General features: G+C 45.8%; 11 protein-coding genes. 5 read left to right on the top strand and 6 right to left on the bottom strand.

Going from position 1 to position 12,436, the window contains the following annotated elements; translation table 11 throughout:
• Positions 1 to 24: 24 nt before the first annotated feature.
• Together rfbA and rfbB are read right to left on the bottom strand one after the other, a co-directional pair.
• The gene (gene rfbA / locus AAKU61_RS00675) at positions 25 to 921 is read right to left on the bottom strand and encodes a glucose-1-phosphate thymidylyltransferase RfbA (RefSeq protein WP_354328808.1); all 897 of its coding nucleotides are present in this window, start codon (positions 919 to 921) and stop codon (positions 25 to 27) included.
• Complete coding sequence (gene rfbB, locus AAKU61_RS00670; RefSeq protein WP_354328807.1) at positions 918 to 1,991, bottom strand: dTDP-glucose 4,6-dehydratase; 1,074 nt, start codon at positions 1,989 to 1,991, stop codon at positions 918 to 920. The genes rfbA and rfbB overlap by 4 nt, the downstream gene beginning before the upstream one ends.
• An 806-nt stretch (positions 1,992 to 2,797) precedes the next feature.
• Between rfbB and grpE the strand changes: the two genes are divergently transcribed.
• The 5 genes from grpE to can all read left to right on the top strand — a co-directional run bounded on the left by grpE (position 2,798) and on the right by can (position 8,563).
• Entirely contained in the window at positions 2,798 to 3,343 is a 546-nt protein-coding gene (gene grpE, locus AAKU61_RS00665) for a nucleotide exchange factor GrpE (RefSeq protein WP_354328806.1), read from the top strand.
• Positions 3,344 to 3,485: 142 nt separating this feature from the next.
• The gene (gene dnaK, locus AAKU61_RS00660) at positions 3,486 to 5,438 is read left to right on the top strand and encodes a molecular chaperone DnaK (RefSeq protein WP_322121313.1); all 1,953 of its coding nucleotides are present in this window, start codon (positions 3,486 to 3,488) and stop codon (positions 5,436 to 5,438) included.
• Between the two features lie 110 nt (positions 5,439 to 5,548).
• The gene (gene dnaJ, locus AAKU61_RS00655; protein ID WP_322121314.1) at positions 5,549 to 6,670 is read left to right on the top strand and encodes a molecular chaperone DnaJ; all 1,122 of its coding nucleotides are present in this window, start codon (positions 5,549 to 5,551) and stop codon (positions 6,668 to 6,670) included.
• Positions 6,671 to 7,018: 348 nt separating this feature from the next.
• The gene (locus tag AAKU61_RS00650) at positions 7,019 to 7,639 is read left to right on the top strand and encodes a chalcone isomerase family protein (RefSeq protein WP_354328805.1); all 621 of its coding nucleotides are present in this window, start codon (positions 7,019 to 7,021) and stop codon (positions 7,637 to 7,639) included.
• Between the two features lie 255 nt (positions 7,640 to 7,894).
• The gene (gene can, locus AAKU61_RS00645) at positions 7,895 to 8,563 is read left to right on the top strand and encodes a carbonate dehydratase (RefSeq protein ID WP_354328804.1); all 669 of its coding nucleotides are present in this window, start codon (positions 7,895 to 7,897) and stop codon (positions 8,561 to 8,563) included.
• Between the two features lie 316 nt (positions 8,564 to 8,879).
• Here the strand turns inward: can and panB are convergent, their stop codons facing one another.
• From panB to AAKU61_RS00625, 4 genes are all read right to left on the bottom strand, one after another.
• The gene (panB, locus tag AAKU61_RS00640; protein ID WP_354328803.1) at positions 8,880 to 9,692 is read right to left on the bottom strand and encodes a 3-methyl-2-oxobutanoate hydroxymethyltransferase; all 813 of its coding nucleotides are present in this window, start codon (positions 9,690 to 9,692) and stop codon (positions 8,880 to 8,882) included.
• Positions 9,693 to 9,833: 141 nt separating this feature from the next.
• Positions 9,834 to 10,316 (bottom strand): 2-amino-4-hydroxy-6-hydroxymethyldihydropteridine diphosphokinase, encoded by a 483-nt coding sequence (folK, locus tag AAKU61_RS00635; RefSeq protein WP_354328802.1) that lies wholly within the window; start codon positions 10,314 to 10,316, stop codon positions 9,834 to 9,836.
• 22 nt (positions 10,317 to 10,338) lie between these two features.
• On the bottom strand, positions 10,339 to 11,685 hold the full coding sequence (gene pcnB / locus AAKU61_RS00630) for a polynucleotide adenylyltransferase PcnB (protein WP_354328801.1): 1,347 nt from the start codon (positions 11,683 to 11,685) through the stop codon (positions 10,339 to 10,341).
• Positions 11,682 to 12,359, bottom strand: coding sequence for a histidinol-phosphatase (locus tag AAKU61_RS00625; protein ID WP_354328800.1), 678 nt, complete (start codon positions 12,357 to 12,359; stop codon positions 11,682 to 11,684). The genes pcnB and AAKU61_RS00625 overlap by 4 nt, the downstream gene beginning before the upstream one ends.
• Between the last annotated feature and the right edge of the window lie 77 nt (positions 12,360 to 12,436).

Here is a 12,436-nt window from a genome sequence, read left to right as displayed (position 1 = left end):
ATCTCTTCTTAATTTTTTTGGGGTTTAGTACGCTTTATTATTGAGCAATTGCAAAAGGTAGCGGCCATATTCATTCTTTTTGAGTGGCTGCGCTAACTTCTCTAATTGAGCATCGTCAATATATCCGCGACGGTAAGCAATTTCTTCCGGACAGGCGACTTTCAGGCCCTGACGTTTTTCTATGGTGGCGATAAATTGACCTGCCTCTAAAAGAGACTCATGTGTGCCGGTATCTAGCCATGCCATGCCGCGTCCCATTAACTCCACTTTAAGCTGCGCTTGCTTTAAGTAAACATTATTGACATCGGTGATTTCTAGTTCGCCCCGGTGCGACGGTTGTATATTGGCTGCGATGTCCACGACTTGATTGTCATAAAAATATAGCCCGGTGACAGCATAGTTAGACTTCGGTTTGAGCGGTTTTTCTTCTATGCTGATGGCTTGCCGGTGCTGATCAAAATCGACTACACCATAGCGTTCAGGGTCATGTACGTGGTAGGCAAATACGGTCGCACCATGTTGATTGCTATCGGCTTGTTTTAGTTGAGTTTCAAAATCATGGCCATAATAAATATTGTCACCAAGGATAAGGGCAGAGGGTGAGTTACCGACAAATTCTTTACCAATAATAAATGCTTGCGCTAATCCGTCAGGACTAGGTTGGATAGCATATTGCAGGCTGATACCCCATTGCGATCCGTCTCCCAATAACTCCTGGAAGCGCGGCGTATCCTGAGGTGTAGAGATAATCAAGATATCACTAATGCCCGCGAGCATGAGCGTGGTCAGCGGGTAGTAGATCATTGGTTTGTCGTACACCGGCAATAATTGCTTGGAGACCGCCTGGGTTACCGGGTAAAGTCTGGTTCCAGAACCGCCCGCCAAAATGATGCCTTTACGTTTGCTCAAACTTGGATTCACGCGACCACCTCTGCACCATTTTTGTATTGCAAATCAACCCATTTTAAATACTCACCTGACTGTACTTGGTTGACCCACTCGTCATTGGCTAAATACCATTCCACAGTTTTACGTAAACCTGTTTCAAAGGTTTCTGCTGGCTTCCAGCCTAGCTCTTTTTCTATCTTGCGAGCATCGATCGCGTAACGACGATCATGACCAGGCCTGTCTTTGACGTGTTTGATTTGGTCGCGGTAACTACCAGTGGCTTTTGGTTGCAGTTGATCCAGCAAATCGCACAAAGTGTGAACGACGCTTAAATTGCTTTGCTCGTTCCAGCCACCGACGTTATAGGTTTCTCCAAGTCGCCCATCGGCCAATACGCGACGGATAGCCGCGCAATGGTCTGTAACATAAAGCCAGTCACGTACTTGCTGACCGTCACCATACACAGGCAGGTCTTTACCAGCACGGGCATTGGTAATAATTAACGGGATTAGCTTCTCTGGGAAGTGATAAGCACCATAGTTGTTGGAGCAATTGGTAGTTAGCGTAGGCAAACCGTAAGTGTGATGATAAGCACGTACTAAATGATCTGATGCTGCTTTAGATGCCGAGTAAGGGCTATTAGGAGCGTAAGCCGTAGTCTCAGAAAACGGCGGATCTTCTGCGCTTAAAGTGCCATAGACTTCATCGGTCGATACATGCAAAAAGCGGAAAGCAGCTTTTTCGGGCTCGGCTAGATTTTGCCAATAGGCGCGAGTAGCCTCTAACAGACTGAAGGTACCGTTAATATTCGTTGTGACGAAGGCGGCAGGTCCGAGAATAGAGCGATCGACATGACTTTCTGCAGCAAAATGCAAAATAGCTCTCGGCTGATACTTGTCTAACAGTGCCGATAATGTGGCGCCGTCATTAATATCACCTTGTACAAACACGTGACGAGCATCTTGCTGCAAGTCCTTGAGATTGTTGAGATTGCCTGCGTAAGTCAGCTTGTCGTAATTGATTACTGGCTCATCATATTGCTTTAGCCAATCGAGTACAAAATTGGCACCAATAAATCCCGCCCCACCAGTTACTAAAATCATGCTTATATCCTTTTCCTAAAAGCGTGATTTTACGCGACTCGCTTTATATTTCGTAGTGTTAAGCGCTATCTAGGCGCTACTTTAATAAAATTATTGTCAATTAGGTACTTCCGTCGCCAATTATAGAAGATGGCTCTCCGTGATGGATTTGGTGTGAGTGATTGCACGATTCGCCCTCACCTGTCTGAAATTATTGACAGGTAAGATTATTGAACGGAACGGGAGTTGATATTGCGGATGTTTAGCAACATCTTAAATATACTCATGGTAAGTATATTTAAGACGTCCATATATTTACTATGGCACAGGAGCGTTTTTATATAAATTACAGGGAGTATGTAATTTATAGAAGTTTATTACTGCCAAACGCACTCAGATTCATGTGGAAAAGCTTATCTGCGTCCCCACATCTAATTTGTACGTTTACAAAATTGAATCAAATTACGTTAGCTTGTGAAGTACAAATCCAAGCGACTATCACTAATGCGTAAGCAAAAACGATAATGGAAGCGATGGAGAGTTTCATGACAATTTCCTCCAGATATAAAAAATACGATACCGAGATGACATCGTAGAAAGTAATATTTTTTGCAATTATCTCTTGAATTCATAGTAGGAGATTTTGCTGATTTTTTCAGCAACGAATTGTGTAGAAATTGTAACGAAATATATTTTAAAACTTAACTTTTTAGCACTATAAGTTGATAGTGACCGGGTTTTGCTTAAAAAGTTCGCTAATACCCCTTGAAATGACATGGATACCCCCCAAATCAATTGTCTATGTGTAATTGATTTGGAGATCAGCAATGCAAGAGCAAGAAAAACCGTCAGAAGTGACCAATCCTGAAGAATCCGTTGTGTCAGAAATTCCTCAAGACGCAGCTGCAGCACAAGAGCCAGTAGTTGATACCTTGGCTCAACTAGAAGCAAAAGTATCCGAGTTGCAAGATGCGTTTATGCGCGCAAAAGCAGAGGGCGAAAATATTCGTCGTCGTGCCCAAGAGGATATTGCTAAGGCGCATAAATTTGCGATTGAGAGCTTTGCTGAGGCGATGGTGCCAGTCAAAGATAGCTTAGAAATGGCGCTCAAAATTGAAACTCCTTCGATTGATTCATTAAAAGAGGGCGTTGAAATGACGTTGAAGCAATTAAGCTCCGCGTTTGAGAAAAACCGCCTGCTTGAGATTAGCCCTGTAACTGGTGACAAGTTAGACCCAAACAAGCATCAAGCAATCTCTATGGTTCCAGCTGAGCAAGACGCTAACACCGTCGTTACTGTATTGCAAAAAGGCTATACCATCGCAGATCGGTTATTGCGCCCAGCTCTGGTGACGGTCGCACAAGCTAAATAAGAAAAATAAGTAAAAACCCCTAAAAAATGCTTGAAATTAGGGTTTTTTGCCCGATATCCAAACCAATAGAGCAAAAATGCCGATGTAAAACTGCGGTATAGAGCTCAAAAATAGTGAATAAATAAACTCAAAGGGAAATATCATGGGAAAAATGATCGGTATTGATTTAGGAACAACTAATTCCTGCGTGGCCATTATGGAAAACGGCCAGCCAAAAGTAATCGAAAATGCAGAAGGTGCGCGTACTACACCGTCCATTATTGCTTACCAAGAAGATGGCGAAATTTTAGTCGGCGCATCCGCCAAACGTCAGGCTGTGACCAACCCGGTCAACACTTTGTACGCCGTTAAACGTTTGATTGGTCGTAAGTTTGAAGAAAAAGAAGTTCAAAAAGATATCGGTCTGATGCCTTACTCCATTTCTAAAGCAGACAATGGCGATGCATGGGTTAGCGTACGTGACAAAAAATTGGCGCCACCGCAAATCTCCGCAGAAGTTTTGCGTAAGATGAAAAAAACGGCTGAGGATTACCTCGGTGAAGAAGTGACAGAAGCCGTCATCACTGTGCCTGCTTACTTTAATGATGCACAACGTCAGGCAACTAAAGACGCTGGCCGTATCGCTGGTCTGGACGTAAAACGCATCATCAATGAACCAACTGCCGCTGCATTAGCATTTGGCTTGGATAAAATTGAAAAAGGCGATCGCAAGATTGCAGTCTACGATTTGGGTGGCGGTACGTTTGACGTTTCCATCATTGAAATCGCTGATGTCGATGGCGAAAAACAATTCGAAGTATTGTCTACTAATGGTGATACTTTCCTCGGCGGCGAAGATTTTGATCAACGCATCATTGATTACATCATTGAAGAATTCAAAAAAATCAATGGCCTCGATCTGAAAAAAGACCCAATCGCATTGCAACGTATTAAGGCATCTGCAGAACGCGCCAAGATTGAATTATCCAGCGCGCAGCAAACAGAGATCAATGAGCCGTATATTGCGATGGCAAATGGCGCACCAGTGCATTTGAACTTGAAAATCACTCGCGCTAAATTAGAAGCCCTAGTTGAAGAATTGATCAAAAAAACGATAGAGCCTTGCCGTATCGCGATCAAAGATGCAGGCGTTAAAACCAGCGACATCGATGACATCATCCTGGTCGGTGGTATGACACGTATGCCTAAAGTACAAGAACTGGTAAAAGAGTTCTTCGGTAAAGAGCCACGCAAAGACGTTAATCCTGATGAAGCAGTTGCCGTCGGTGCAGCGATCCAGGGTGCGGTATTGTCTGGTGAGCGTAAAGATCTGTTGTTGCTGGACGTAACACCTTTATCCTTGGGTATTGAAACTCTGGGTGGTGTAATGACTAAGATGATTCAAAAGAACACAACGATCCCGACTAAGTTCAGCCAAGTGTTCTCCACTGCGGATGACAATCAACCAGCGGTGACGATCAAAGTGTTCCAAGGCGAGCGCGAGATTGCTGCCGGGAATAAAGGTTTGGGCGAGTTCAATCTGGAAGGTATTCCACCATCATCACGTGGCACGCCACAAATTGAAGTAACTTTTGACATCGATGCCAATGGTATTTTGCATGTAGGTGCAAAAGATAAAGCAACTGGCAAAGAAAACAAAATCACCATCAAAGCAAACTCTGGTTTGACGGAAGATGAAATCCAGAAAATGGTGAAAGATGCCGAGCTGAACGCTGACGAAGACAAAAAAGTCAAAGAATTGGCTGAGTCCCGTAATCAAGGCGATGCCTTGGTTCATTCAACCAAAAAAGCCTTGAGTGAGCATGGCGATAAGCTAGATGCAGGCGATAAAGAAAAAATCGAAGCTGCAATCAAAGATTTGGAAGAAATTCTGAAAACTGGTGATAAAGCTGAGATTGATACCAAGATTGGTGCTTTATCTACTGCATCGCAGAAGTTGGGCGAAAAAGTCTATGCCGATATGCAAGCGCAACAAGCTGCTGCCGGTGGTGCGGCGGCAGGCGGTTCTTCTTCTAACGCTGGCGCATCCGATGCCCACGCTAAAGATGATGATGTCGTTGATGCTGACTTTAAAGAAGTTAAAGACGGCAAGTAATTAGTCCGGCGGGAGATTCCCGCCATGACTCGCCGGGCAGTTAATCGTGTTGACGATTTCCTGCTCGGCGTTTTTGCTTAATTCGCTGATATAAAACAAGGTGCAAAGAGATGGCGAAGCGTGATTTTTACGAAATTCTGGGCGTCGCAAAGAACGCGACAGAAGACGAAATCAAAAAGGCTTATCGCAAATTAGCGATGAAGTATCATCCAGATCGCAATCCGGATAGTAAAACCTCAGAAGAAAAATTCAAAGAGGGTAAAGAAGCATATGAAATGCTGTCTGATCCGCAAAAGCGTGATGCATATGACCGTTACGGACATGCTGGCGTCGATCCGAATATGGGTGGTGGCGGAGGCGGTGGTGGAGCTGGTTTTGCAGATGCTTTCGGTGATATTTTTGGCGATATTTTCGGTGGTGGTCGTGGTCGCAGCAATGGTCCGCAAGTGTATCGCGGTGCTGACTTGCGTTACAACTTAGAGATTTCATTAGAGCAAGCAGCGAATGGTTTTGATACCACGATCCGTGTGCCTAGCTGGGATGAGTGCGATACCTGCCATGGTTCTGGTGCTAAGCCGGGTACACAGCCGGTCACATGTACTACCTGCGGCGGCCATGGACAAGTCCGTATGCAGCAAGGTTTGTTCAGTATTCAGCAAGCTTGTCCTAAGTGTCATGGCACTGGCAAGATGATTCCTGAACCTTGCACCACTTGTTCTGGTGTTGGTCGCATCAAGCGTAACAAAACCCTGGAAGTCAAAATTCCAGCAGGTATTGATGATGGTATGCGGATTCGCTCATCGGGCAATGGTGAACCTGGCGTCAATGGCGGTCCTCCTGGTGATTTGTATGTAGAAATTCACATCAAACAACATCCGGTGTTCCAGCGTGAGGGAGATGATTTGCATTGCGAAATGCCGATTTCTTTCGTCAAAGCAGCTTTGGGCGGCGATATTGAAGTGCCAACCCTGAGCGGTAAAGCGTCTTTTACTATTCCTGAAGGTACGCAGTCTGGTAAGACATTCCGTCTGCGCAGCAAAGGCGTTAAAGGGGTTCGATCAGGTTATGCCGGTGATTTGTTCTGTCATGTTGTGATTGAGACGCCAGTCAAACTCACAGACAAGCAAAAAGAGTTGCTACGTGATTTTGAGCAATTAACTGTCGAGGGCGGAGCGAAGCACAATCCGCAAAGTAAGACTTGGATGGATAAGGTTAAAAAGTTTTTTGAGTGAGCTTGAATAGCTTTAAATGAAATATCTTTATCTGTTAAAAACAGTTTGTCATCAATAACGATAAGCGCTAACCCCATCAAATTATTTTTGATGGGGTTTTTTATTAGCGAAAATAATTAAATCACATCAAATCCTAAACTCCGGCTTGTTCAGGATGAAAGTCTTTGTTTAATAGATTGAGTGGTGTGATGGATTTGGTGGAATAAAACCACTTTTCCGGTAATCGGATTCCTTGTGGCGCTGTGGCAACGTATAATAAGATGCTGTTATTAAACAGTTTTATATTGATTTAGCATAGCCTAAGAAAACGCCCACGCATTTATAAGGGTGAAATTAATGGAGACAAAAATGATTTTGAATACAAGTAACCGCTTGTTAGCGGGCTTTGCATTGCTTGTCCTAACTAGCATGGCAACACAAGCGGCCCAGATGGAAGTGGCTGGTGTCAAATTTGATGACACAGCACATGTTGCCAACACAGATTTAAAGCTCAATGGTGCCGGCATTCGCTACAAAGCGATTTTTAAGGTCTATGCTGCTGCACTCTATTTAAAAGACAAAAAAACTACCGTGCCTGACGTGCTTGCCACGACTGGCCCGCGGCGTGTTGCAATCGTCATGCTACGTGAAGTAAGTAGCGATGAATTTGGGGATGGTTTTATTTCGGGTATTCAAAAAAATACTGATAAAGCTGAAAAGATAAAACTTACTTCGCAGTTTTTGCGTCTGGGGGAATTATTTGCCTCAGTTCCGCTACTAAAAAAAGGCGACATCATCCTGACGGACTGGATACCTGGTGTTGGTACTATTTTTTATCTTAACGGTAAAAAAGTAGGCGAGCCCTATCCCGATATCGTTTTCAATAATGCTTTGATGCGTATTTGGTTAGGTGAAAAACCAGTTGATTCATCGCTTAAGAAGGCGATGTTAGCTCCTGAGGCGACTGAGGACAGAAGTAGTTATCGTTAGTCTGGAGCTGGTACAGCATTCATGTTTTTAGCCTTGTTTTAAGTTGGTTGTGAACAGATTTGCTAAATAATCAAAAACGCGGATGACAAAAATTGTCTCCGCGTTTTTTATTATTGATACCCGAATAATTACATCTGAATTTTTACTACTAAGCTACTTCGGCAAATTTCTTGCCTGCCGTCTCCTTGTAGGGATATCCGGGTTTAGAGTGCATTCTCGGTTAAAATGGCGCCTGTCGAAAATGAAGGAAATAGCATGAGCGCGCAAGATAAACCGAACCTCACTCCCGAGCAACTTCTCCAAAATAATCGCCAATGGGCTGATGCCATCGTCGCCAAGGATGCCGGTTTTTTTAAAAAACTGGCAGATCAACAAAGTCCGGAATACCTCTGGATAGGTTGTTCTGATAGCCGCGTCCCGGCCAATGAATTACTGGGATTGTTGCCAGGCGAATTATTTGTTCATAGAAATATCGCTAATGTAGTCGTACATAGCGATTTGAATTGCCTCTCCGTATTGCAATTTGCGATTGATGTATTACGCGTTAAGCATATTATTATTTGTGGTCATTATGGTTGCTCAGGCGTGCATGCAGCGTTGACGCGCCGCCGTGTTGGCCTGGCTGATAACTGGTTGCGGCATGTTCAGGACGTACAGGAAAAACACGAAGCCTACCTAGGTGATGTGTTCACTGAAAAAGAGAAAAGTAATCGTCTTTGTGAACTCAATGTCATTGAGCAAGTAGTCAATGTTTGCAGAACTAATATCGTTCAGGATGCTTGGGAGCGATCACAGCCATTGACGATTCACGGTTGGGTATATGGTTTGCAGGACGGCTTATTACGCCAATTGGGTATGACGGTGAGTTCGCCAGAAACCTTATCGGCACATCTTGAAACCAGCCTTGCTCGTTTTAAATCTTAAAACGCACTGATACGTCACTGGTATTGGATGGCTGTGGCACAGAGACTGCCGCAGCCACTCTCCAAAGATTCAACTTCAGTTAAACTCAGATTTTCTATTAGACCGCTACCACTTCGCAGAAACGCAGACGGCATGCGGTCTTCAGAGGGATAACACCACCGCGATTTGAGTGGGGGCGCTACAGCGACAATTGACCCTTTGGCGAACTGCCTGGCGTTGTTTCTCCTCCTAGCAAGATGCAGCTTGCGTCGTCGTCGCGTCTAGCCAGTCAGTCCGCCAAAGGCACACTTGTAGCTGTTTCAATGGAAAATCTGAGTTAAAAGCAATGTTCCGGTCCAGGAAATGATTTGTCTTTTACTGCAGTGACATAGGCGGTTACAGCCGCATCAATCGTCGTTTGACCATCCATAAAATTCTTCACGAAGCGGGCTTTGCGTCCTGGGAAAACGCCCAGTAAGTCATGCATGACTAATACTTGTCCAGAGCAATCCGGGCCAGCACCGATGCCAATGGTTGGGATTGCTAATAGCTCGGTGACTTCTTTGCCGAGTGCGGCGGGGATCGCTTCCAGCACCAAGAGGCTGGCGCCAGCTGCTTGTAGACTCAGTGCGTCGGACTTGAGTAAATCAGCCGCGGCACTGGTTTTTCCTTGTACTTTATAACCACCTAATTGATGCACCGATTGCGGTGTCAGACCCAGATGGGCGCATACCGGGATGGCTCTTTCTGTCAAAAATTTGATCGTCGGTGCAAGCCAGTCGCCGCCTTCTAGCTTCACCATTTGCGCACCAGCCTGTATCAATTGTACGGCGTTGTTGAAGGCAGATTCTGGCGTCGCGTAACTGCCAAACGGCATATCGGCGACTAGTAGCGCATTCTTATTGCCACGCGCTACGCTAGCGGTGTGATAAGCGATATCTTGAATTGTTACCGGCAATGTTGAATTGTGCCCCTGGCAAACCATGCCAAGTGAATCGCCAACCAACAATATTTCGACACCACAGCGATCCATCAATGCCGCAAAGCTGGCATCGTAGCAAGTTAGCATGGTGATTTTATTGCCTTGTTGGGCTTGTATCGCCAGGCCCGGGATGCTGACAGCTTTACGATCTTGCAAATATTCAGCCAAAATAATTCTCCAATAAATGAGTGATATCAGGCATTTTATGGGGAGTATGCCTTTGTTTTAGTAAGTCGTCCAAATATTATATGGACGTTAAGTCTGCTAATATAGGTACTATAGGGTAGTATGTGATTTCAATAAGTTAGTTCAAGAAGTTAGCTCGACAATTACCTGCTCTGCAACTACACCAGCGAAATCTTGTGCCGCACCTTTACCAGGTATCGTGATTAAAGGACTAATTTGTAGCAGCGGCAGCAACACAAATGCCCTCTCTGTCATGCGCGGATGCGGCACTGTTAAAGCATCGGTATGGATTTGCTCTAAGCCATACAGTAGCAAATCCAGATCAAGTGTGCGCGGCGCGTTGCGGTAGGGACGTTCGCGCCCAAATGCTAATTCAATCTGCTGCAGAACTAGTAGCAAGTCAGTAGCGCTCAAATCTGTGCGGAGCTCTGCTACGGCGTTGATGTAATCATCACCAGAGGACTCAATTGGCGCAGTCTTAAATAGACTGGATTGCGCAATCAAAAGGCTGGCAGGCAAATCGGCTAAGCGCAGAATAGCCTGTTCTACGCTACCACGTGCATCACCCAGATTGGCGCCTATGCCGATGAATGCTTGTGTCGTCATCTCTGACCTAACAATATAAAGTTTATTCTGCTACGGGTTTGCGTGGCGCACGACGACGTGGAGGGCGCTTTTTCACTACTCCGGTGTCTTTCGGTTTAACGGTCAACAGGTGTTCTCGTTGTTCACTATCGCCTTCCATAAATGCCGTCCACCATTCGCCTAATTCTGCATCCAGTTCACCCGATGCACAACGCAGTAGCAAGAAATCATAGCCAGCCCGCAGCCTAGGATGTTCTAGCATTTTGTACGGTGTTTTACCTACGCGTTTTTCAAACCGTGGTTGCATCGCCCAGATGTCGCGCATGTCTGAGCCGATCTTGCGTTGCAGGGCAAGACTATCGGTTTGCTTATTCAATACGTCGTCTGCTGCGAGGTGCAGGGCAGGGATGGCAAACTCCCCTGCGGCTTTATAGGCATTCCATTTTTCTACTACCTGATGCCACAGCAAAGAGGCGAACAAAAATCCCGGTGACACGGGTTTGCCCTGGCGTATGCGCTCATCGGTATTCGCCAGTGCCAGAGTGACAAACCGTTCGCCCATAGGCTGCTCTAACACGACGTCCAATAAAGGCATCAAGCCATGATGCAGACCTGCTTTGCGCAATTGCTGTAAGCATGCCATGGCATGACCGCTCATCAGCAATTTCAACATTTCGTCAAACACCCGTGCTGTTGGTACGTTGTTGATCAGGGGCGCCATGACGGGAATCGGCGCGCGGGTTGCTTCATCAATCGTAAATTGTAATTTGGCAGCAAAGCGCACTACACGCAGCATACGCACCGGATCTTCACGATAGCGTTCTTCTGGCACGCCAATGATACGTAGCGTTTTTTTACGGATATCGGCAATCCCGCCGTGGTAATCCAGCACGCTCTGGGTCGCCGGATCATAGTACATCGCGTTAATCGTAAAATCGCGCCGTGCTGCGTCTTCAAATTGCTCGCCAAACGTATTGTCACGTAACACACGACCATGTTCGTCCTTGGGCGCGCTATCAACTGCCGCACCGCGGAAGGTGGTGACTTCCAGTAAGTCTTGTCCAAACATCACATGCACAATTTGAAAGCGCTTGCCGATGATAAAAGCACGACGAAACAGACGTTTAACCTGATCTGGTGTGGCGTTAGTGGCAATGTCAAAATCTTTTGGCTTTACGCCCAACAACAAGTCGCGTACGGCGCCGCCGACGACAAAAGCCTTAAAGCCATTTTCTTGCAGTGTGGAAGTGACGCGGATCGCGTTGGACGACAACAATTGCGGATCGATGCCATGTTCTTTTGCATTGAGCACCGTGGGTTTGCGCTTGGCTGCTGCGGCTTCTGCCGGGCTTTTAACGCCCAAGATTTTGCGGATAAATTTCTTGATCATTGCTCGTCAAATAAGTGAATAATCGGCCAGCCTTGGGTTTCGGCATGGGCACGCAGTTTGGTGTTGGGGTTGGTCGCAACTGGATCAGTGACGATGGATAATAAAGGAATATCGTTTTGCGAGTCGCTATAAAAATAGCTGCGTGGAAAATCGTCCAGATGCATGCCTTGTTGCGCTAGCCATTGCTGCAAATGAGTGACTTTGCCTGCACCAGAAGTTGGTACGCCTAGCAATTTTCCGGTAATGTTGCCGGCCGCGTCCCGCTCAGGTTCTGCGGCGATCAAATGTTCTACACCAAAAGCATGTGCGATCGGTGCCGTCACAAAGCGATTGGTGGCGGTGATGATGACGACCAGATCATCATCGTCTAAATGGCTTTGTACCAGATCATGCGCAGGCTGTAATAAGGCTGGACGGATGACCTCATCCATAAATTCTTCATGCATCGCATCTAGTTCAGAGCGCGGAAATTGTGCCAGCGTGCCGAGTGCAAATTCCAGATATTCCACCGGATCTAAAGTACCTGCCTGATATTGCGCAAAAAATTCGCGATTGCGACGTTCAAAGGCCTTGGCGTCGACCGCACCGGTGCGGGCCAAAAATTGCCCCCACTCATAATCCGAATCGATGGGAAGCAGCGTGTGGTCCAGATCAAATAAAGCAATGTTGCGCATAGTGTTAGGGAAGTGCCTTATTTATTTTGTAGTAATACTGCATGGATATTGTAGTGGCTGAGCAGGCGACAAACTAA

It is taken from the genome of Undibacterium sp. GrIS 1.2, assembly GCF_040544435.1.
Lineage (GTDB): Bacteria > Pseudomonadota > Gammaproteobacteria > Burkholderiales > Burkholderiaceae_D > Undibacterium.
The sequence above is the reverse complement of the archived record's forward strand: the minus strand, read 5'-3'. Positions and strand labels throughout refer to the sequence as shown.